Origin of the sequence: Geotoga petraea, assembly GCF_900102615.1 — a bacterium.
In the GTDB taxonomy this organism is placed as follows: domain Bacteria; phylum Thermotogota; class Thermotogae; order Petrotogales; family Petrotogaceae; genus Geotoga; species Geotoga petraea.
Genome location: NZ_FMYV01000002.1, coordinates 118658 through 140582, shown reverse-complemented (window position 1 = coordinate 140582; position 21925 = coordinate 118658). Strand labels below are relative to the sequence as shown.

The window sequence follows — 21925 nt, the reverse complement described above, 5'->3', positions numbered from 1 at the left end:
ACCCCTTTATTTTATATTACGTACTACAACTGCAGTACCCATGCCTCCCCCGATACAGAGAGAAGCCAATCCAATTTCTTTTCCTTGTTTCTTCATTTCGTGCAATAAAGTTACTATAATTCTATTTCCAGAAGCTCCGATTGGATGCCCTAATGCAATAGCTCCTCCATTTACATTAGTTCTTTCTATAAACCAATCTTTTGATTTTCCGTATTCATCACCAAGCTCTTTGATGACTCCCAGTGATTGTGAAGCAAAAGCTTCGTTTAACTCTATTAATTCTATATCATCTATAGAAATATTGTTTTTACTTAGAACATTTTTAATTGCTGGTACTGGCCCTAATCCCATGTATGCAGGATCTACACCAGCTTCATCATACGCAATTAACTCAGCTATAGGTTTTAAATTGTATTTTTCAACAGCATCTTCTGATGCTAATATTATACCACTTGCCCCATCATTTATACCAGAAGCGTTACCAGCTGTAACAGAGCCATCTTTTTTAAATGCTGGTCTTAATTTCCCTAAACCTTCAACTGTTGCATTGAATCTTGGATGTTCATCAGTATCAAAAACAATTGTACCTTTTCTTGTTTTTATTTCATAAGGAATTATTTCGTTTTTAAATCTTCCTTCTTCAATAGATTTTTGGGCTCTATTTTGAGAATTAACTGCAAACTCATCTTGTTCTTCTCTGGTTATACCATGTTTTTCAGCAATGTTTTCAGCAGTCACACCCATATGGTAGTTGTTAAATACATCTGTTAATCCGTCTAAAATCATATGGTCATATATTTTTTGATTTCCAAATTTACTTCCAAATCTATTTTTAGCATCGATTAACAGTGGAGCTTGAGACATGCTCTCCATTCCTGCAGCAACTACTATTTCTGCATCTCCTACTTTAATATCTGTAGCTCCAATCATTACAGATTTCATCCCACTTCCGCAAAGCATGTTTACTGCATAAGCTGGTTTGCTTTCTGGAATTCCAGCATATAAAGCTACTTGCCTTCCTGGCCCCATTCCTTGGCCTGCTTGTAAAACATTTCCAACTATTGTTTTATCTACATATTCTGGTTTTACATTAGCTTCTTCTAAAATTGTTTTTACAACATGAGCCCCTAATTTTGTGGCTGGTTCATTTTTTAGTGTTCCACCAAATGTTCCTATAGCAGTTCTTTTGGCGGCAACTATGTATACTTTTCTCAAAGCAATTCCTCCTTTATAATATGTAACCAATTTCCTTTGCTTCTCGTTTCAATTGTTCTCTGTAATTCGGATGAGCAATGCTAATCAATAATTTAACTCTTTCAGATAAACTTTTACCTCTTAAATGTGCTACCCCAAATTCTGTTACTACATAGTCTACGTCATGTCTTGGCACTGATATTGTAGCACCTTTTGGGTGAGCAACGGTGATTGTAGAAATTTTTCCATTTTTAGCTGTTGATCTTAGAGCAATTATACCTTTTCCATTTTTACTTTTTATAGCTCCTCTATGCGTGTCAAGTTGTCCACCAGTTCCAGAAAATTGTCTAGCCCCTATTGCTTCACTAACTACTTGTCCTTGTAAATCAACAGAAATAGCAGTATTTATTGAAATCATGTTATCATTTTGAGCTATTACATAAGGATCATTAACATAATGACCTTTCATAAACCATACACCCGGATTATCATTTAACCACTTGTACATTCTCTTAGAACCTAAAGCAAAAGCGCAAACTGATTTACCTCTCCAAAGAGTCTTTTTGGTGTTGTTAATTGCTCCGCATTCAAAGAGATCTATCATAGATTCTGTAAACATTTCTGTATGAACTCCAAGATCTTTTTTATTGTCCAAAAGTTTTGCAACAGCATTAGGTATACCACCTATACCAATTTGAATAGTAGAACCATCTTCAACTAAATCAGCAATGTATTGAGCAATTGTTTCTTCTGTTTCTGTCGGTTCCACAGCAGGTAGTGTAGGAACTTCCCAACTGTTTTCAACTACAGCATCTGCTTGGTTTATGTGTATTCCTGTTTCACCATGGAGAAAAGGCATTTGATCATTAACCTCAAGTATAACTCTATCGGCTTGTTCAAAAACTTCCATTTCATAAACATTAGAAATTCCTAAACTGAAAAAACCATTATCTTCATGCATTGGTGAAACAGTTCCCCAAAAAACCAATGTTCTGCCTTCATTCTTCTCGGCAACTAATTTATCTGTTCCAGCCATGTGAAGATTATTTGGAATATAGTCTACTGTTTTAAGCCCATTTTCCCTTGCTTTCCTTGTTGGAGGGCTAAAAAACCATGAGTGATTAACCATCTTTCCTTCGTACTCTTTATTTTCGAAAAAAGGATATTCTTTCATATCTAAACATGTTAAAACTCTTAATGAATCAAAATGGTCTTTATATTTATGAACATTACTTAAAAAGCCTTGTGCTTCTGAAGCTGCTAACCCTACGACTACAGTAACTGTTTTTGGTAGTGATAATATTGCTTCTTCAATTGACTCTAATTTTTCGTTATATACGTTTTTCCACATACATTATCCCCTCGCAATTCTTATAATATTGTTCCTCCGTTTACGCTTAATACATGGCCTGTAATATATGACGCTTCATCTGAAGCTAAGAAAAATACTGCATCTGCTACTTCTGATGATTCTCCCATTCTACCTAAAGTTACTTTTTTAGTAATAGCGTCTAATACTTTTTCAGGCATTTTTTCTGTCATAGGAGTTTTTATAAATCCAGGAGCTACAGCATTTACTCTAACATTTGCACCTTTTCTTGCAAATTCTTTAGCCCAAGTATATGTCATTGAAATAACTCCGCCTTTTGTTGCTGCGTAATTTGTTTGTCCAATATTTCCTCTTTCTCCAACTATAGAAGAAATATTAACAATGTTCCCTTCACCATTTTCAATCATTATTGGTGCAATGGCTTGAGTCATGTTGAAAACACCTTTAAGATTAACGTTTAAAACAAAATCCCAATCTTCTTCCGACATTTTTTGAATCAATGCATCTCTTGTAACTCCTGCATTATTTACCAACACATCTATTTTTCCATATTCATTTTTAACATTTTCTACAAATTCTTTAATTGAATTTCTATCAGTAACATCAAGAACATATCCTTTTACATTAGAAAATTCTTTCTCCACTTCTTTTAAAGCTTCTCCATTCATATCAATTGCATAAACTACTTTAGCCTCTTCATTTGCCATTTTAGTCACTATTGATAAACCAATTCCTCTTGCTCCACCTGTAACTACACAAACTTTACCTTTCATTCTATTCATGATTATGCCTCCTAATGTATTTTAATTTTTAATTAACCTTTATATTCTCCCCAATGAACATGAGCTGCAGCCCAAACAAAACCTATTCCTGCTCCAACCATTACTACATTATCTCCATCATGAAGTCTTCCTTCTTCAAGTGCTATTTTCAATGATAAAATTTGATCGTTCTGTCCAATATGACCATAATTTTGAAGATAAGTAGTTTGATCTTCATTTAGGTTAAATTCTTTAACAACTGCATCATGAGAAGATTTTTTGAAATGCAAAATAGCTAAATAGTCGATATCTTTATCGGTTTTATCAGATTCTGCCAAAGCTTCTCTGATTACAGAGTAGAAGTTAGGCATTGTTCTTTCACCAAGTTTTTGTTTAAAAGAGTCAACATCATCTATAACAAAATGCATTTTGTCTGTATCTTCAGGCTTCATTGGCCAATTTTTTGTTCCTCCAACTGGTACCACACAATCTTCAGAAAAATCACCGTCTCCTTTAAATGCAGTCCCTAAAATTACGTTCTTATTATAATCTTTTTTAAGAACCATAGCTGCACCGCCAGCTCCAAGATCAAACATAAAAGATGTTTCTGGTACATTGTAATCTATTAAATCTCCATTTCTATAACCACTAACTAATAAAGCAGTTTTATACTTTTTATTTCCCAATAATAGTGATTTTGCTGTCTCCATACCAGCCATCATAGATCCACACATTGCTTCCATGTCAAAACCCCAAGCATTTTTTGCACCTATTTCATCGGCAACTTTCAAACTCGCTAACCAACAAGGATAGTCTTTATGCTGTGCTCCATTCCAAATTACTATGTCGATTTCTTCAGGATTGATTCCAGCATCTTCAATGGCTTCTTTTGCTGCTTGAATTCCCATATAACTTGTTGTATCTTTTTGACCAGGAATAGGTTTTTTTGTAACTCCAAATTTTTCTCTTATAACCCATTCTGGTATACCAGTTTTTTCAGCAATTTCATCTGATGTAATATAATTATCTGGAATATAAATTCCCATTCCCATTATTCCAACGTTCACTTTAAAATCACCTCTTTAATTAATCTAAATAAAAGAACAAATTATATTCTGAATCACTTCTCATTTTAATATATTTTAATATATTTTTCAAGAGCGATTTTTAATGGTTTAGAGATAATGAACTTTAATTATTATTAAATAGATTAATAAAATTAAAGATTAAGCATTTTTGAAATAATTCGGTTCTCATTATATTTCTCATAAAAAATAGAGATGGTTTACCATCTCTATTTGGTTAATAATAATATTTTATTAAACGCACCTTTAATTTTGTTAGTATTTTCAATTATTTTTGTAAAAGACATTAGTTTTTCGTGACTAAGATTATTCTTTATTAATGAATCAATTACCAAAACATCTAATAAATCACCAGTACCAAATTTATAAGTTAGTTCTTTCCCATTACTGGAATAAAATTTATTATTATAACAGAATCCTTTTAAATCCATTTTTAAAAGATCACATTTTTCATGGGTTATATTATTATTGTTAGAATTAGATATAAGAAAGTGGTTTTTCTTTTTATAATATTCATTTAATAAAAAATGTCTTGGCCCAGTATCTATAAAAATTATTCTATAATCTAATTCTAATATTCTGTTCAAAGATTTAGGATTTATCTCTGAGTTGACAAAAGCATATTCGGATAATTTTTTTGGAATATCAATCTCTAAATCATTATTTTTTCTTTGTACAGCAAATGGTTTTTCATTCTCACTTATAAAAACGTCCGATTTCCCATCATTTATTTTCAGATAATCGATATTTATATTATTTTTCTCAAATTCTTCATTTATTTTTGTTTTAAATAAATCATTACCTATATTGCCAATAAATCTAACATCATTATTCAATATAGATAATCCCAATGCGATATTGAATCCTGATCCTCCGGGAAAAATGTCAATGTTTTTTTCGTGAGGTTTTTCTCCATTTACATAAATATCTAAAAATATACCTCCGTAAACGTCTATCATTTTAAATTTTTATAAGATTATAATCTGTTGTACCTATTCCCATTTCTTCACCATAGCTTATTTGAATATACCCTTGAGAGTCCTCTCTCATTCCTACAAACTTGTCTTTTCCAGGCTCAAAATTAGATTTTAATTGTGATCCTTCAAAACCATGTTGATTATTTACAAGATCATAACAAGCTTTGTCCAATGCTATTGGGTCTTTAGAAGCTAATATTCCAATATCTGGAACTATTGGGGCATCTGACCAAGGTGCACAATCACAATCAGGAGTAACTTTCATAACAAAGTTTATGAATCCAACTTTATCTTTTTTATTTTTTATTGCTCCATAAGCATATTCTGTCATTCTTTCCATAAAACCTTTTACCTCAGTTTTCCAGTTAACTCCGATAGCGTCTTCAGGACAAACCTGCATGCACTCTCCACAGCCTATACATTTTCTTACATCAATTTGAGCTTTTCTATTAATCATTTGTATAGCATCTTCAGGGCAATTCCTAAAACATGTTTGGCATCCAGTACAAAATTCTTTATCTACTTTTGGTCTCATAGAATGTTCTTGCATCTTCCCTACTCTTGGGGCACAACCCATAGCTAAGTTTTTTAAAGCCCCACCAAAACCTGCTAAATTATGGCCTTTAAAATGAGACATCACAATCATGCTATCAGCATTTTCAATATCTCTAGCGATTTTAACAGTTTTAAAATGCTTTTGATTTATTTCTACATCTGAAATATTTTTACTCAACATTCCATCAGCGATAATAATAGGGGCTCCAATAACAGAATAAACAAAACCGTGTTCTGTAGCAGTAACAAGATGATCTACAGAATTTTTTCTTTCACCTTTATACAAAGTATTTGTATCAGTAGCAAAAGGCTTACCTCCTGCTTCTTTTATTTTATCCACAACAGGTCTAACAAAAATAGGGTTAATAAAACCATCATTTCCCCTTTCGCCAAAATGAATTTTAATAGCGGTTAAATCGTTTTCGTCTATTAAATCAGCAAAACCAGCCCTTTCAAAAAGTTTTTTTATTTTATTAACTTTGTTATCTTGTGGTTTTCTTGCATTCAAATCTGCAAAATAAACTTCAGCTGCCATATTAACACCTCCAAGTATTCTAAATTAAACCATTATATATTATAATATATTTAATCAATATTTTATAGGGGGTATAATAAATGAATCTATACGATAATTTTTCAAAAATTTATAAAAAAGATTATTTAAAATTCAGCAAAAATATTGCGGATATTTTTCCATTTTTAATAAAAAATTACATAGAAAAATGCGATAGTATTCTTGATCTTGCTTGTGGTGAAGGTACTTTTTGTAGAGAATTAACAAAAAAAGGTTTTAACGTTGAAGGAGTAGATTTATCCAAGGGGCAAATAGATAACGCTAAAAAAAAATCTTTTGAAGAAAATCTCAATATAAAATTTTATGTCCAAGATATAATAAAATTTAAAATTGATAAGAAATACGACATTATAACCAGTTGGTTCGATTCTTTAAATTATATCATTGATAAAAATAATCTCAAAAAGGTCTTTGAAAATGCTTATTATATGTTGAATGATGATGGAGTTTTTATGTTTGATATGAACACTATTCACGGATTGATTACTGTTTGGAATGACTTGCCTTATTATATTTTTGAAGATACAAAAGATTTATTTGAAGTTCATCAGTCTAATTATGATTACGAAAACAATTTAGCATACATGAAAATAAGTTTCTTCTTAAGACAAGGAAATAATCAATGGCAAAAATATGAAGAAGAACATGTTGAAAAAGGATATAAAAAAATAGAAATCAAGGATTTGTTGACTTCTGTTGGATTTAACGAAATATACTTTTATAGTAGTTTAAACCCTTTGTTACCTGATTTAGAAGAGTCTAATAGAATGTATGTAGTAGCAATTAAATAACTCTATTTTTATATGATTATATTTATTACTTTAACGTAAATAAAAATAAATATTTTTTTGCTATATTATTATAAATTTACGATATTTTAACTTGATTAATGTTTTATTGTGTATTTTAATTTTATAACAGTTATATTATGGATTGTGTAATGGGGGATATAAGATGAAAAAATATTTTTTTATAATCAACGCTATTATTATGCATATCATAAGCATAATAATAAACAAATTTACTTTATTTGGAGAAAGTTCATACGAAATATCAACATTCTTTTTGTTCAGTGGATGGGGCATTTATATACTAAAATCTCTTTACTTTTCTTCACTAAAATTAGCCAAAAAATTCAAAGAATACAATACTCTAAAATTTTATCTATTAAGTGTGCTAAAGACTTTTTTACTATCTTTGATTACCTTTGGATCTGATATATTTGGAGAATATAGTTTTATTTTGAATATTTCTCTTTTCACATATTTTAATCTGTTAATTGTCTTACTATTAACAAAGCTATCCATAATGCTTTCCACTAAATTGAAATATCTAAAAAATATTATTAGTATTTTTATAGTTTTTTCTTTTTCATTGTTTTCTTTCTCTAATCCAATTGAAAATATAAATATAATTTACAATCCAGTCTTTGATTATTATGAAAATTATTCAAAAATATCAAAAAATTCTTTTGATTTTATAATAGAATATATGGCAAAGTTTATAACAGGCAGAGAATTGACAACGCGAGAAGATAAATTTATAAACGATGAACAAAAAAAAGACATAATAAAACATTTAGAACCAGGAGATATATTGCTCAGAAGAATGAACTGGCAGATGACGAATATTGGAGTAGGCGGTTTTTGGACTCACTCAGGAATGTACCTTGGAACCTTAGAAGAGTTAGATAAGTATTTTGAAGGCATAGAAGAATTAAATAATACAATTTATTCCCAATGGTTAAAGCAAGAGTACCCTTTGATATATGATTTGATGAAAAGAAACCCTGAACTAATTCTTTATGAATCTAATTACAAGGGAGTTGTTTTAAACGAATTTGACTCAATGGGAGAGTCTGATTATTTTTCAGCTTTAAGACCAAATTTATCCAAATCAGAAAAGTTTTTAGCCATTAAAAACTCCTTCAACTATTTTGGTAAAAGTTATGATTATAAATTCAATTTTAAAGATGATCAAGATTTAGTCTGTTCTGAATTATTATATGTAGCTTATACTAAAACAGAATTATTAGACTTTAAACCATATTATTCAATGGGTAAATACTATATGAAACCAGATGATTTTGTTAAATACTATCTAAATAATCAAGAAAAACTTAGTTTTGTTATTTTTTACGATTCATCCGAAAAAACAAAAAAAGCTTTTAAATCAACAGAAGATTCTTTTAAAAACTCTATAAATCGAGATACTTTAGACATAATATCTGGATAGGCTTTAACTAAGTTTATGCAGATTTTGACTTTTTATTCCAAAATATGGCAAGTTGTCACTTCTTAGTTGTAGATTTAACAAAAATATTCTATAATAAAAATGTAATAAATGATTGTGATTAAATTTTTAAACCAATGAAGGGGGGATTTTATGAAAAAAACAATTTTTTCCGGGCTATTAGTAATTACTTTGTTAGTTTTTGCAAGTTGTGTTCCATATGAAGGACAGGTAAACGCGACTCAATTACAGGAAACTTTAGAAGGTACTTATACATTAAATTTCACAGTAGAAACTTCAAATAATGTAAAAGCAACAAACGCAGATCCTAAAACTGCAATTGATGAGATACCTTTTAAATTTTACTTGGAGCCAAATTATGATAATAGATATAAAATGATAGCGAAATTATACGATTGGCCTAATGACTATGACTCTTCAGGTGATGGTAATTTTGTTTATTTCGATGATGAACCAGAATTCACAATAAATTATGATGAAAATACTGTTAGTTTTATTTTTAATGTAAATTATCAAAACCTAAATGCTGAGACATACAGTGGCCTTTTTAGATTAAAAGGCGATATAATAAATGAATTATCTAATTTAACTTTAGAAGGAACACCAACAGAAACTATTAAAATAACGTATAATGGTTTTGATAATTATGTTAATAAATGGATAGCAACAAAAGACTAATAACTATAGGAGGTTATTTGAATGAAAAAAACTTTACTAATAGTAACTCTAATTGCGTTAACTTTGATTTCTTTTTCAGCTAAATTCTTATTTGTAGGTAATTTTGACGGAAGTGGTTCAATTATGTATAATTTAGACCATTTTGATTCAATAGAAATAACAAGTGATGCCATTATTCTTTCTATGGTCAGCACATCAAGTAGCTCTTATTCTTCAACGAATAATGGAATTGAAATTTCTACAAGCAGCCCTTTAGAAGATAAAAAATTAGAAAAGTTAAATCAAATGGTTTCTAACGGATATATTGTTAAAGCAAATACCAATAACAAATATTTTGGGACAAATTCTTCAAGAAATTTAACAGTTAAATCCGTAAAAAATGTTAAATCACAGGTATTTACAAATGCCATAGTAGAATTTATGAATTCTAACGACAATATTTTAAATTTAAACAATTTAATGGTTGACTTTGCAAACGAAATTCCTGTTGAAATAAATTAATAAAAAAATTAAAAATCAAATCCGGCTTAGGCCGGATTTTTTATTATGTTATAATTTATATAGACTTAAAAATTTATTTTAATTATTTATTTTTATACTTTTTAGAGGTGCTTATGAAAAAATACAACAATTTTGTTGCTTTTCTCCACAAATCCAAAAGTTTTTTTAGATTCATCTATGTGTTTTTTATTTTAATATTTTCTTTTATCTATGGTGGAATAGTTCTTGTTATAGCTTTTTTCACTTATTCAACGATATATATCTTAAACTTGTTATTTAGAAAGCTACCACTTAATATAAAAAAAGATGTAAAAGTTAAAACAGTACACTATAAAACAACAAAAAACAAGAAAAAACTAAAAATGGATATTTATTACCCTGAAAAAAAACAAGAAAAATATCCAACAGTTTTGTTTGCCCATGGGGGTGGATGGATATCAGGTTTTAGAAGACAAGCTAACAACGTTTCGTGGTGTAAATATTTAGCTGTTAATGGTTTTTTAGTTTGTTCTATTGATTACAGATTGGGAATATCCAACACTATGGATGAAATTCTTGAAGATTACGAAGATGCACTTAAATATATAAAAAATAATAATAATGAACTAAAAGTAGACAAATCAAAAATTAACCTAATGGGGCTTTCAGCTGGAGGACATTTAAGTTTCCTTTATGCTGCTTACCATTCGGCAATGATGCATGAAGAAGAGATGAAAGGTATTAAAAGTCTAATAATTTATTACACTCCTTACGACCTTAAAGATATTTTCAATAAAGATGTAAAGTCTCTTTTTGCTAAATTTGCAGTACTTTCAACTATGAAATCGATGCCTGAGGCAAATGAGTTAGATTATGAATTTTACTCACCAAAACATTGGATGAACGAGAATCTGCCTCCTGTTTTGATAGCTCATGGAAAATTGGACGATACGGTCCCTTTTTGTTCTTCTGTAAAAATAGCTAAAAAACTAAAGCATTTAAATGTTCCTTATGAATTTTTAGTACACAAAAAAGGCGGCCATACTTTTGAATTCTATATGAACGATTATCAAACTATTAAAATAATAAAAAGAACGATAAATTTTTTGAAAAGGATGAATAAATGATGAAAGTCAACTTTAACTATGAAAAGAATCCTTTTGATTACAGTTCTGGTTATATTTTTAAAGGGAAACACTATAGATGTAGCTATATAACTTATAAAACAAGATATAAAAACCCAAAAATGGGAACAGAACAAGTTCAGATTTATAACTTTAAGCCAAAAGGGAAAATATTCGCATCTTCTTTGATTGTTCATGGTTTGGGCAGTTCAAATATAAAATTCTTGATCTGGATGGGAAGACATTTGGCTTCTGTTGGAATAAATTCTACTATTCTAATTTTACCCGGTAATTACACCAGAGTAGATGACTCATCCGTTAGTGGAAGAAGTTTTCTTTGGCCAGAAATGAATCAATTGGTTCAATTTTGGGAAAATGCTGTTGTAGATTTAAGATCAACGCTTGATCTACTTGAATCTTTAGACCTTTGGAAAGAAAATAACATTGTAATTGGATATTGCCTTGGTGGAATGGTTTCTACAATTACAGCTGCTGTAGATAAAAGGATTAGTGAACTTGTTTTAATGACTACCGGCGGGAGTCTACCAGAGATATTGTATCGTTCTCCCACAACAAAGTTTATAAGGAGGTTAATAGATAAAGGTTTTAAAACTGATTACAACTTACATGATGTTGAATACATAAATTCTATCTACAAAAAAAACTTAGACAAAGTTAAAACCATGAGTGCACAAGAAATAATGGAATCAGATATTCACCCTCTTTTTAAAATCGATCCTTTATCTTATGCTCATTTGGTAGACCCAAAAATAATAACTTTTATAGAAGCGATTTTTGACAACACCCTCTCAAGGAAAAGTAGAAAAATGCTTTTAAAAGAGTTTAAAGGATGTAAATATTACATGATACCAGTTGGACACGTTACGTGGTTGCCCTTTGAATATCTTTTAGCACATTATATTTTGAATAAACTAAATATAAAAGACAGTAAGATTAGAACCAGATTGCTCGAAAGAGATAAGATCTCTGATAACTTTGATAATTTTATACACAAATAAGGAGGTAGTAAAAATGAAAAAAACATTATTGGTATTTTTATTGGTTTTATCTTTTACTCTTGTTTTTAGTGCTTCAAATAACGAAAAAACTTATTCAATGAAAAGTAGTTTTGGCGGAGGTGTAGCTTTATTAGACGTAGAAGCCATAAATTCTACATTTCAAGAACATGATCTTCCAACAATAAATACACCTATTTTCAACATGGCTAATTCTAATAGTTTTATTCTGGATAACAATTTGGCACTAATAATGGATACAAATATTTTTATGAATTTAAGTAATGAAAATAATAACTACAAAAATAGGTTTGTTGGCACTACTTTTACTGGTGGTGTTGGCTATAATTTAGAATTTGGAACAATTAGCCTTATGCCAAATTTTGGTATGGGAATAGGGTCTCAAATATTTTTGATTCAAGAAAAATCTGTTGAAAATGTTCAAAATGTGTTAGATAATCCTGGTAACAGTACAATTTTATATTCTATGGAAGTTCCTCTTAAAATTGGTGTTGACTTAGGCTTTAATATAAATAAAAATAGATATACTTCTATAAATATGGTTTTAAAAACTGATTACTTCTTCAACATTGCAAATATTGGTTGGACTAACAACTTTGTTTCTATGTTTCCAAACTTCTTAGAAAATAGCGCAATAGATAACAAATTAGAAGGATTTTTAATATCTATGATGTTTGAAATAGATACAGATTACTAAAAATATTTCCGGAGCTATTTTAAAAGCTCCGGAATTTTTATTTTTTTAGATAATTCGCTTTTTCTTACTCTATAATCTGGCAAAATCTTTTCCACTAATCGCCAAAATTCTTTTGAATGATCCATATGAACTAAATGGCACATCTCATGTACTACAACATACTCTATTACTTCTTCTCTAAAACATATAAGCTTTATGTTGAAGTTCAAGTTGTTTTTTGATGAACAACTTCCCCATCTTGACTTTAAATTTTTTATTTTTATAATATTTATATTTTTTTGTATATGAATTTTATGTTTTTCAACATATTTTAATATCAAATCTCCCAGTTCTTTGTAAAAGAAGTTTATCTGTTCTTTTTCAATAATTTCTTTTTTAATATTTTCTGGAAGATTTTTATTGTATACTACCAATAAATTATTCCCCAATTTTTTTACATCAACGTTCATAACTTGTGAATTTTCTTTGTAAGCATAATCAATTTCTTCACCCAAAAAATGAAAATCATTAGTAATTTCTTTTTCTTTATTGAATTCTTCTATAATGTTTTTTTCATTTTTTAATATAAAATTTTTAACCTTTGCCATAGGGTAATCTTTTGGTTTATGTATAACCAGTTTTTTATCTTCGGAAACATATATCTTTAAACTTTTTTTAGTTATGTTCTTTATAAGAAGATCCATTTCTATATTTTGGATTTTTATTCTACTTATCAAAATTATCACCAAAAGTATTTTACCATTTTTATAAGAATCTTCCTACATCTTTATCTCCTCTACCAGATAAGTTAACGATTATCTTTTTTAAACCTTCTACTTTTGCAATTTTCTTTGCTAAAGCAATTGCATGGGCAGATTCTATAGCTGGAATTATACCTTCTTCTTTTGAAAGAATTTTAAATGATTCTATAGCTTCATCATCATTTATTGGATAATACATAATTCTATTTGATTCTTTGAAAAAAGCATGTTCAGGTCCTATACCTGGATAGTCTAAACCTGCTGAAATAGAATATGCCTCTATAGGATTTGATTCTTGATCTGTTAGGCAATAAGAGAATGAGCCTTGGAATATTATAGGTTGACTTTTACTTGAAAGTGTGGCTGCCGTCCTTCCAGAGTTTATACCCTCTCCACCACCTTCTGCTGCATAAAGTTTTACTTCATCTTTTATAAAATCATTAAAAATGCCAATAGAATTCGAGCCCCCACCTATACAAGCAAATATTCCATCTGGTAATTCCCCTTCAAAATCAAAAAATTGCTTTTTAGCTTCTTGCCCAATAACAGATTGAAAAAACTTAACCATTTCTGGATAAGGTGAGGGCCCTACAGCTGAGCCAAGCAAGTAATAGCTCTCTGGATTATCAACATAATATTCAAGTGCCTTATCAACAGCTTCTTTTAAGGTTTTTGTCCCATTTGTTGCCGGTATAATTTCTGCTCCTAATATCTTCATTCTCTCTACGTTCATTTTTTGCCTATTAATATCTTCTTCTCCCATGAATATTTTACATTTCATATTAAATAATGCTGCAGCTGTTGCAGTTGCTACACCATGTTGCCCTGCACCTGTTTCAGCTATTATCTCTTTCTTACCCATTCTTTTTGCTATAAGAATTTGTCCAATAGCGTTGTTTATTTTGTGAGCACCAGTATGATTTAGATCTTCTCTCTTTAGATATGTTTTAACACCAATTATTTTGCTCAAATTTTTTGCATAATAAAGTGCAGAAGGCCTTCCAACATAGTTTTTAAGATAATATTGATATTCAGAAATAAAAACCGGATCATTTTTTATTTCTTTAAAAACATCTTCTAAAATTTCCAACTTTTTATCCAAATGATCAGGAACATATCTTCCACCAAATTCACCATAATAAATACCACTTGTTTTCAACATTTTTTTTCACTCCTTTTGATTTTATATAAAAAAATCCCCTTCCTCTTTTTATAGAGAAAGGGGTATATACCCAATAAAAAAGAGGCATCCATATAAATAGGATGCCTCGCTTATTTTTTTATATAGCGATAAATGACATCCTAAGTTAGATGCCACCACCAATTATTATTTACATTTAAAGAGTTAATAAACATGATACCCACTCCCTAAATTTTATATTTTAATAATAACACAATATTGATTAATTGTAAAGACCATAAATTTCCTTAACTTCTTTAATTGAAGATTCAAACATTTCAACTATTTCAGGGTCAAAATGATTTCCCGAGCCTTTTTTAATTAAATTAAAAGACTCTTCAAAACTAAAAGCATCTTTGTAAGGTCTTTTGCTCATTAATGCATCAAAAACATCAGCTACTGCTACTATTCTTCCAGCTAAAGATATATTCTTTCCCTTTTTCCCTCTTGGGTAGCCAGAACCATCAAATTTTTCATGATGTCCGCTTATTATATTTATTGCAGTATTTAAAAGGCTCAAATCGCTTAAATTTTCAATATTTTTATTCATATCATTTATAATATTTTCCCCAATAGTTACGTGTTTTTTCATAATATCGTATTCTTCTTTAGTTAATTTACCCGGTTTTAAAAGAATTTCGTCTGGTATACCAACTTTTCCAATATCATGTAATGGGGCAAAAAGATAGAGTTCTCTTATAAATTTTGGTGTTATATCTGAATTTATAAAAGAAAGTTTTTTAGCTATTAGTCCTGAAACATTTGCAACCCTTGAAATATGATCGCCGGTTTCATTATCTTTCCCTTCAACTAATTTAACAAATCCATTTGATGTTGAAGCTATGATTTGTTGAACGATATAATGGCTAAAAATATTTTGCTTTAATATGTTCACAATTCTTTTAGCAAGGTTTATGTGGTATTGGCTGTATATATTTTTCTTTGATGAGGCAAAGAAAATGAATCCTACCACTTTGTCACTAAATTCAATTGGCGCGGTTAAATTTGATCTTATACCTTCTTTTAATAAAAGTCTTGTTGCTTCAGATTTTCTTTTGTTGTGGTAATGATCTTCCAAATCATTTATTATTCTATATTCCTTTGATTTGACTAATTCCTTTAAAGATCTGTTGTCTAATTTATCAGCAAATCCTGCATCTAAAAATATATTACCAAGTTTTGTTGAAGCAGTTTCGGCAATTACATTTCCTGTAGTGTCTATAAATGCAAAAGATAACCTATCAATAGGAAGTTTAGAATCTACTGTATCCATAATTTCTTTAAGTAATTCATACATAGAATTGTATCTTCCAATTTCTAATAAATTCTTGTTTATTTTCATTTCTTCATCGATTTTTTCAATTTCTTTTATAAATATTTTTTCTTCTTGCCATTCATAATCTATTTTTTTGTCTATCTTTTTATAACTTAATATATGTTCAATATCTTTAACGCCTTTATTTATTTTTTCAAAAAAATTGTTTAAATTAAATCTTTGATATGTAACTAAAACAGTCAATACCCCTATGGATAGCATAAGAAATACCAAAGAAAATCTGTTGAATTGAAAGGCCTGGTCTATTCTTTCTTGTTTATAATCTCTAATATATCTTGCGTATTTTGAAATTTCATTAATTACATCTTCTACTGGTTGTGAATTAAAATCCTTTAAAAAACTATCCGTAATATAGAAGCTATATTCTATGTTTAAATTTTGATTTTGATTTTTTATTTCTCTTAATAAATTTAATATATCATCTAGTCTCTTATCGCCTGGAGATACTTCATTGTCCCTAATATAATAAAGGTTCGAAATTATGGAATTTACATCACTTATATTTTCGTCTATAACTATATTAATTTTTTCATTCTCATTGAATTGAAAGAAACTGAAAAAAAATACAAAAAAAGATATCAACAAAATAGATAAAGCTAATAAGAATATAGTTCTATTCAATTTTTTTAAGCTTTTTATCATATTTACCCCCAACAGAATAAAGTTCATATAATTATATCATATATTTATTTTATAGCCAACGCCAAATTCTACAAACCTTTCTGCCAGATCTCTCTTTAAAATATTTTTTGCTCTATCTCCAGTGCAATGAGTTGGAGCAATAAAATCTATGTCAGAATTTTTTAAATAATCAATTTCATTTTGTAGTTTATCTTCGTTTAACTTATAAAAATGAAACCCCCCAATCAAAAAATGGATTCTATCATTAAAAGTATTTTGAACTGTTTCTATTATCTTTGAAATTCCAGGGTGTGAACATCCTACAAAAAGAACTAATCCTTTTTTTGTTTCAATTACTAAAGACTGCTCTTTGATATCTTCTCCAATAATTCCTGTTGTATGAATATTCATATCTAAAGTAGTTGGTGATTTTATGTTCATGGTTCTTGTATTTCTAAGCGAAGATACTAATTCTAATATGTTTTTATCAATGTCGTAAGGAATTGCTATGTTGTTTAAATAGAAATTGTTTGAAAAGTATTTTATGCCTCCCGTATGATCTGAATGATTATGCGATATAAACAACAAATCAATATTTCTATTTTTGTCATCCAGGTTCAATTTTTTCATATTGTGTTTTAAAATTTCTGGATCATTTCCCGTATCAAAAATTATATTATAATGGTCCATACTTATAGCTACAGAAAAACCCCAATCTGTTTTGTATTCATCAGATTTTTTATAATTATCTACTATACCTAAAATTTTCACATCTATCATCTCCATTTATATCTTGTTATGTCCAATTATTTTTGATTAGATTAATATTTCTTTGTTTTTCTTAATATTTGTATGTTATAATATATTATATCAAGGAGGTGTTTCTAATGGCATTGTATAATGTTATATGGTTTGGTTATAATGATTATTCACCTCTATCTGGTTCAAAGGATATTTTTGCTAATAATAAAGAAGAAGCTAAAAAAATAATAAAAAATATTTTAATTAGGAAAAATATAACTATTGAAACAATAAGAGTGGGTGAATCTAATAAAGGTTACTATTATCATAATAAAAACCGGGAAACCCCGGTTTAATTCTATTTATACGCAATTTTTAATACTTCTAATATCTTCTTTTTGTCCATATCTTGTATTTGGCCAAAAGGAGCTATTTGTGCTGCGTTATCTGCAATAACCTCTATTTTTTCTTCTTCCAATCCAATTTCTTTTAATTTAACTGGCTGCCCTATTTTTTTATACCAATCTTTCAAAGCTTTTATTGCTAAATCAGAATCATAACCTTTGCTTCCTGTATCAATTCCAAATATTTTTTCTGCGAATCTATCTAATTTATCCATAATTTTATCTTTTGAAAATTCAAGAAAAGCTGGGAAGACTATGGCTAATCCTTTCCCATGTGCTACATCTGTAACTGCAGATAGAGCATGTTCAATCATGTGAGAAGACCAATCTCCTCCTTGCTTTCCCGTTGCCAAGAGCCCATTTAATGCTAATGTTGCACCCCAAGCTAAAGCAGCCCTACATTGATAATCTTCGGGATCCTCTATCAAAGTTTCTGTTGCTTTTATTACAGTTTTTATTATACCTTCTGCTAAAGCATCCTGAATTTCTGTTCTTGGAGTAGTATCAAAATAAAATTCCATTACATGTGAAATAGCGTCTACCGCACCATTTATCGTCTGACTCTTTGGTAAAGAGTATTGCAATTCAGGAGAAATATAAGTTACTACAGGATAAAGAGCTTTTGAAGATATATCCCATTTTTGCTGGGCTTCTTCATTTGTTATAACGGCGTTACCATTCATTTCTGAACCTGTTGCGGAAAGGGTTAAAATAGTATAAATTGGTAATCCCTCTTTAACGGGGGCTTTTTTTGCAAATAAATCCCATATGTCGCCATCATAATAGTAGCCTGCAGAAATGGCCTTTGAAGTGTCTATTACACTTCCTCCGCCTACTGCCAAGATAGCTTGAGATTTTGTTTCCTTAAATTTTTTCAATCCCTCTTTAACCAAGCTTAATCTTGGATTTGGCTGTACTCCTGATATTTCATTTACTTTTATACCAGCTGCATTTAAAGATTCAATTAAAGTATCATAAAGACCTATTTTTTTTATTGAACTTCTTCCATAAACCATTAGTATTTTATCTATCCCGTCTTTTTTCAACTGTTCTGGTAATTTTTTATAAGACTCTTTCCCAAACTCAACTTTTGTTGCATTTTGAAAAGTAAAATTTCTCATAACTTCTCCCCCTTTTGTTAGTTTTCATACACAATGATAAAACAAAAAAGAAATAAAACTCTTTCATTTAAGTTAAATCATTTTAAATATACCACTATTTTTTTCTGAAAAAGTAAACGTATCATAAATACTTTCATTTAAACATAAATTGATATCTTCTATTAATTTTAATTCCTTTAAGTTTTTATAATGCTTCGCTTTTTTGATAATATCTTTAGATAAATCAATCTTGTACGACATTTCAGTAGCATCATTTGTGTCTGGATACTTTGAATATATATTTTTAATTAATCTATAGGCTGTATAATAATCTTCTAAGGAATAGTTCCCATTTAAACCACTACAAACTACTCCAATATCAGAATAAATTTCTATTCTATTAATTACCGTTTTTAAATTAGTTAAACTTAATGCAATTACATTAGAATTTTTATTCACATTTCTAAAGACTTTTGCACCATTAGTAGTATTTATCAATACTTTTTTACTTTTTATTTTGTCCTCTTGTTTTAACAACTCAGAAGGTGAATTTGAAAAATCAAATCCTTTTATTTTTTGGCTGTTTCTTTCTCCACACAATACATAGCCAGATTCTTTTAATTCAAAAGATCTTTCGATATCATCTGTCATAAGAACTTCTTTTGCCCCTAAATGAAATAATGTGTTAATAGTTGTAGTGGCTCTAAAAGTATCTATCAAAACTATTATTTCGTGGTTTAATAGATTTTCTTTTGGAGAAAGATAGGTGTACAATCTTTTCACTGCAAATCTCTTTCTTCTGCCGTTTCATATATGGCCATATTGAAATGTATTAGATGCCATGTTTCATTTAAAGATTTTAACCTGAATTTATTATTTTCATAAAGGACTTCCGATACAGAACAGTTATCTATTCTAAAATTAGAGTTTGAAGTTATTGGCAATTTTAAAACCCAAGAAATAATAGTTCTTATTACTAAACCATGGGCTACAACTATTATTTTGTCGTCTTTTTCATGTTTTGAGATTATATTCTTAACTGCTTTAACCGATCTTGATTGGACATCTCCCAGAGATTCCATCCCTTCAATATTTGACCAAGGGTCTCCAGACCATTCCTTAAACTCTTTTTTGTACTTATTTTTTACCTCATCAATGTGCAGCCCAGAAAAAGGCCCAACCTTACATTCATCGAGGTTGCTTAATTTATTTATTTCTAAATTATGGTTACGATTTATTATTTCTGCAGTCTTAATTGCTCTTTTTAGAGTAGACGAGTAAATACTCTTTATATTATCACCTGCAAATCTTTTTTGCACAGTCTCAGCTTGGTTAATCCCTTCAGCATTTAACTCTTCATCCTCTTCACCTTGCCATCTATATTCTTTGTTCCAATCAGTAATACCATGTCTGACTAAATATATATTCAAAATAAATCCCTCCATCTTTTATTAGTCCCTAAAATAATTATATCACAATATAATTTATCATTTAAAAAACAGCCTTATAAAAATAAGGCTGTTATATTACTCCCATTCAATAGTTGCAGGCGGTTTTGAAGTTATATCATAAACAACTCTTCCTACTTCAGAAACTTCATTGGTTATTCTGTTTGAGGCTTGATTGAGTATATCAAAAGGTATCCTTGACCAATCTGCTGTCATCCCCTCAACACTATCAACAGATCTAAGTGATACAACGTATTCATATTTTCTTGAATCCCCTGCCACTCCAACTGTTTTCACTGGTGTAAGTATAGCAAAAGATTGCCAAACTTTGTTGTACCAACTATTTTCTTTTAAAGTTTCTATAAATATTGAATCAACATTTTTTAAAATTTTCAATTTTTCTTCTGTTATTTCACCGATTATTCTTATAGCTAAACCTGGTCCGGGAAAAGGATGCCTATATAAAATGTTTTTTGGAATTCCCAATATTTCACCAGTGCTTCTTACTTCGTCTTTGAATATTTCTCTAAGTGGTTCAAAGATTTTTAGATCCATTTCTTTGGGAAGTCCACCAACATTATGATGACTTTTTATAACAGATGTGTTTGAACCAGAAGCAGCACTTTCAATAACGTCCGAATATATAGTACCTTGTATTAAATACTCTATATCATCATTCTCCTTCGCAAATTTTTCAAAAACTCTTATGAACTCTTCTCCAATTATTTTCCTCTTTTTTTCAGGATCAGATACACCTTTTAACTTTGATAAAAATTTTTCTTTGGCATTTATAGTTATTAAATCTAACCCTATCATTTCTTTGAAAATTCTTTTCACTTCTTCTGGTTCGTTTTTCCTTAATAAGCCGTGATCAACAAACACCGCTTTAAGATTTTTGCCTATAGCCTTGTGAACAAGGACAGCAGCAACAGAAGAATCAACCCCTCCAGAAAGAGCAATAATTGCTTTTTTATCACCAATTTTATTTTTTATCTCTTTTATTTTTTCGTCAATGAAATTAGATAATGACCAGTCTCCTTTTATTTTACAAATATCCAAAACAAAGTTTTCTATAATATCACTACCAAACTCAGAATGTCTTACCTCAGGATGAAACTGAATTCCCCATATTTTTTTTGATTTTAACCTAAACCCGGCTATTATTCCATTTTTAGTTTTAGCAATTGGTTCAAAGCCTTCGCTTAGACTAATTACACTATCTCCATGACTCATCCATGTAGTTATTTTATCAGGTATTTCATTAAACAACTCATCTTTTTTTTCAATAAGTATCTCTGTTCTTCCGTATTCACCATTTGCATCTCTTTTTACTTCACAATCCATATTATAGGCAATCAATTGCATTCCATAACAAATTCCTAAAAGAGGAATATCTAATTTCAACATATTACTTTCTAATACTGGAGCATTTTCAGAATATACACTATTCGGTCCACCTGACAATATAATCCCTTTTACATTTTTTAGATTTAGCTTTTTATTAGGAGGCACAACTTCAGAATAAACCCCAAATTCTCTTATTCTTCTTGCCAATAATTGAGTATATTGGCTGCCGTAATCAATTATCAAAATTTTCTCCATATATATAC

At 29.3% G+C, this 21925-nt stretch carries 22 protein-coding genes; 8 read left to right on the top strand and 14 right to left on the bottom strand.

All coding sequences use genetic code 11. From position 1 onward, the window contains the following. Window positions 1–6 precede the first annotated feature (6 nt). The 6 genes from BLS00_RS02985 to BLS00_RS02960 form a co-directional block, all read right to left on the bottom strand. Window positions 7–1215, bottom strand: coding sequence for an acetyl-CoA C-acetyltransferase (locus BLS00_RS02985; RefSeq protein WP_091402691.1), 1209 nt, complete (start codon window positions 1213–1215; stop codon window positions 7–9). Window positions 1216–1228: 13 nt separating this feature from the next. Continuing rightward, window positions 1229–2545 carry an acetyl-CoA hydrolase/transferase family protein gene (locus tag BLS00_RS02980; RefSeq protein WP_091402689.1) on the bottom strand — a complete coding sequence of 439 codons (1317 nt, stop codon included), beginning with the start codon at window positions 2543–2545 and terminating at the stop codon, window positions 1229–1231. A gap of 20 nt (window positions 2546–2565) precedes the next feature. Beyond that, a complete protein-coding gene (locus BLS00_RS02975) occupies window positions 2566–3306 on the bottom strand; it encodes a beta-ketoacyl-ACP reductase (protein ID WP_091402687.1) in 741 nt (246 codons plus the stop codon). Between the two features lie 32 nt (window positions 3307–3338). Further along, a complete protein-coding gene (locus BLS00_RS02970; RefSeq protein ID WP_240724334.1) occupies window positions 3339–4352 on the bottom strand; it encodes a 3-oxoacyl-ACP synthase in 1014 nt (337 codons plus the stop codon). Window positions 4353–4579: 227 nt separating this feature from the next. Beyond that, window positions 4580–5329: a PfkB family carbohydrate kinase gene (locus BLS00_RS02965; protein WP_091402684.1), complete on the bottom strand. Its 750-nt coding sequence runs from the start codon at window positions 5327–5329 to the stop codon at window positions 4580–4582. 1 nt (window position 5330) lies between these two features. Next, the gene (locus tag BLS00_RS02960) at window positions 5331–6437 is read right to left on the bottom strand and encodes a DUF362 domain-containing protein (RefSeq protein ID WP_091402682.1); all 1107 of its coding nucleotides are present in this window, start codon (window positions 6435–6437) and stop codon (window positions 5331–5333) included. 80 nt (window positions 6438–6517) lie between these two features. Between BLS00_RS02960 and BLS00_RS02955 the strand changes: the two genes are divergently transcribed. From BLS00_RS02955 to BLS00_RS02925, 7 genes are all read left to right on the top strand, one after another. Continuing rightward, the gene (locus tag BLS00_RS02955) at window positions 6518–7267 is read left to right on the top strand and encodes a class I SAM-dependent DNA methyltransferase (RefSeq protein ID WP_091402680.1); all 750 of its coding nucleotides are present in this window, start codon (window positions 6518–6520) and stop codon (window positions 7265–7267) included. 163 nt (window positions 7268–7430) lie between these two features. Next, window positions 7431–8711, top strand: a complete 1281-nt coding sequence (locus BLS00_RS02950) for a YiiX/YebB-like N1pC/P60 family cysteine hydrolase (protein ID WP_091402678.1) — start codon at window positions 7431–7433, stop codon at window positions 8709–8711. Window positions 8712–8861: 150 nt separating this feature from the next. Then, window positions 8862–9407 (top strand): hypothetical protein, encoded by a 546-nt coding sequence (locus BLS00_RS02945; protein ID WP_091402676.1) that lies wholly within the window; start codon window positions 8862–8864, stop codon window positions 9405–9407. Between the two features lie 21 nt (window positions 9408–9428). Then, a complete protein-coding gene (locus BLS00_RS02940; RefSeq protein ID WP_091402675.1) occupies window positions 9429–9908 on the top strand; it encodes a hypothetical protein in 480 nt (159 codons plus the stop codon). 113 nt (window positions 9909–10021) lie between these two features. Further along, a complete protein-coding gene (locus BLS00_RS02935; RefSeq protein ID WP_091402673.1) occupies window positions 10022–11014 on the top strand; it encodes an alpha/beta hydrolase in 993 nt (330 codons plus the stop codon). Then, on the top strand, window positions 11014–12030 hold the full coding sequence (locus BLS00_RS02930; protein ID WP_091402672.1) for an alpha/beta hydrolase family protein: 1017 nt from the start codon (window positions 11014–11016) through the stop codon (window positions 12028–12030). The genes BLS00_RS02935 and BLS00_RS02930 overlap by 1 nt, the downstream gene beginning before the upstream one ends. Before the next feature lie 13 nt (window positions 12031–12043). Continuing rightward, the gene (locus BLS00_RS02925; protein WP_091402670.1) at window positions 12044–12745 is read left to right on the top strand and encodes a hypothetical protein; all 702 of its coding nucleotides are present in this window, start codon (window positions 12044–12046) and stop codon (window positions 12743–12745) included. Window positions 12746–12759: 14 nt separating this feature from the next. Here the strand turns inward: BLS00_RS02925 and BLS00_RS02920 are convergent, their stop codons facing one another. The 4 genes from BLS00_RS02920 to BLS00_RS02905 form a co-directional block, all read right to left on the bottom strand. Next, entirely contained in the window at window positions 12760–13461 is a 702-nt protein-coding gene (locus BLS00_RS02920) for a M48 family metallopeptidase (RefSeq protein WP_091402669.1), read from the bottom strand. A gap of 28 nt (window positions 13462–13489) precedes the next feature. Beyond that, the gene (gene trpB, locus BLS00_RS02915; RefSeq protein WP_091402667.1) at window positions 13490–14647 is read right to left on the bottom strand and encodes a tryptophan synthase subunit beta; all 1158 of its coding nucleotides are present in this window, start codon (window positions 14645–14647) and stop codon (window positions 13490–13492) included. Window positions 14648–14888: 241 nt separating this feature from the next. Further along, on the bottom strand, window positions 14889–16643 hold the full coding sequence (locus BLS00_RS02910; protein WP_176759824.1) for an HD-GYP domain-containing protein: 1755 nt from the start codon (window positions 16641–16643) through the stop codon (window positions 14889–14891). Window positions 16644–16679: 36 nt separating this feature from the next. Then, window positions 16680–17393 (bottom strand): MBL fold metallo-hydrolase, encoded by a 714-nt coding sequence (locus BLS00_RS02905; RefSeq protein WP_167848958.1) that lies wholly within the window; start codon window positions 17391–17393, stop codon window positions 16680–16682. Window positions 17394–17509: 116 nt separating this feature from the next. Between BLS00_RS02905 and BLS00_RS02900 the strand changes: the two genes are divergently transcribed. Beyond that, a complete protein-coding gene (locus BLS00_RS02900; RefSeq protein ID WP_091402663.1) occupies window positions 17510–17719 on the top strand; it encodes a hypothetical protein in 210 nt (69 codons plus the stop codon). Window positions 17720–17721: 2 nt separating this feature from the next. Here the strand turns inward: BLS00_RS02900 and BLS00_RS02895 are convergent, their stop codons facing one another. The 4 genes from BLS00_RS02895 to guaA all read right to left on the bottom strand — a co-directional run bounded on the left by BLS00_RS02895 (window position 17722) and on the right by guaA (window position 21917). Continuing rightward, window positions 17722–18888: an iron-containing alcohol dehydrogenase gene (locus tag BLS00_RS02895; protein ID WP_091402661.1), complete on the bottom strand. Its 1167-nt coding sequence runs from the start codon at window positions 18886–18888 to the stop codon at window positions 17722–17724. Between the two features lie 72 nt (window positions 18889–18960). Beyond that, complete coding sequence (locus BLS00_RS02890; RefSeq protein ID WP_091402660.1) at window positions 18961–19650, bottom strand: 2-phosphosulfolactate phosphatase; 690 nt, start codon at window positions 19648–19650, stop codon at window positions 18961–18963. Beyond that, on the bottom strand, window positions 19647–20297 hold the full coding sequence (locus tag BLS00_RS02885) for a histidine phosphatase family protein (protein WP_176759823.1): 651 nt from the start codon (window positions 20295–20297) through the stop codon (window positions 19647–19649). The genes BLS00_RS02890 and BLS00_RS02885 overlap by 4 nt, the downstream gene beginning before the upstream one ends. Before the next feature lie 96 nt (window positions 20298–20393). Next, the gene (guaA, locus tag BLS00_RS02880; RefSeq protein WP_091402657.1) at window positions 20394–21917 is read right to left on the bottom strand and encodes a glutamine-hydrolyzing GMP synthase; all 1524 of its coding nucleotides are present in this window, start codon (window positions 21915–21917) and stop codon (window positions 20394–20396) included. Window positions 21918–21925 lie beyond the last annotated feature (8 nt).

Coding starts and splice junctions, on each gene's coding strand:
- BLS00_RS02980 (WP_091402689.1), bottom strand. CDS start 2,545: ATGTGGAAAAACGTATATAACGAAAAATTAGAGTCAATTGAAGAAGCA.
- BLS00_RS02975 (WP_091402687.1), bottom strand. CDS start 3,306: ATGAATAGAATGAAAGGTAAAGTTTGTGTAGTTACAGGTGGAGCAAGA.
- BLS00_RS02965 (WP_091402684.1), bottom strand. CDS start 5,329: ATGATAGACGTTTACGGAGGTATATTTTTAGATATTTATGTAAATGGA.
- BLS00_RS02960 (WP_091402682.1), bottom strand. CDS start 6,437: ATGGCAGCTGAAGTTTATTTTGCAGATTTGAATGCAAGAAAACCACAA.
- BLS00_RS02955 (WP_091402680.1), top strand. CDS start 6,518: ATGAATCTATACGATAATTTTTCAAAAATTTATAAAAAAGATTATTTA.
- BLS00_RS02950 (WP_091402678.1), top strand. CDS start 7,431: ATGAAAAAATATTTTTTTATAATCAACGCTATTATTATGCATATCATA.
- BLS00_RS02945 (WP_091402676.1), top strand. CDS start 8,862: ATGAAAAAAACAATTTTTTCCGGGCTATTAGTAATTACTTTGTTAGTT.
- BLS00_RS02940 (WP_091402675.1), top strand. CDS start 9,429: ATGAAAAAAACTTTACTAATAGTAACTCTAATTGCGTTAACTTTGATT.
- BLS00_RS02935 (WP_091402673.1), top strand. CDS start 10,022: ATGAAAAAATACAACAATTTTGTTGCTTTTCTCCACAAATCCAAAAGT.
- BLS00_RS02930 (WP_091402672.1), top strand. CDS start 11,014: ATGAAAGTCAACTTTAACTATGAAAAGAATCCTTTTGATTACAGTTCT.
- BLS00_RS02925 (WP_091402670.1), top strand. CDS start 12,044: ATGAAAAAAACATTATTGGTATTTTTATTGGTTTTATCTTTTACTCTT.
- trpB (WP_091402667.1), bottom strand. CDS start 14,647: ATGTTGAAAACAAGTGGTATTTATTATGGTGAATTTGGTGGAAGATAT.
- BLS00_RS02910 (WP_176759824.1), bottom strand. CDS start 16,643: ATGATAAAAAGCTTAAAAAAATTGAATAGAACTATATTCTTATTAGCT.
- BLS00_RS02900 (WP_091402663.1), top strand. CDS start 17,510: ATGGCATTGTATAATGTTATATGGTTTGGTTATAATGATTATTCACCT.
- BLS00_RS02895 (WP_091402661.1), bottom strand. CDS start 18,888: ATGAGAAATTTTACTTTTCAAAATGCAACAAAAGTTGAGTTTGGGAAA.
- guaA (WP_091402657.1), bottom strand. CDS start 21,917: ATGGAGAAAATTTTGATAATTGATTACGGCAGCCAATATACTCAATTA.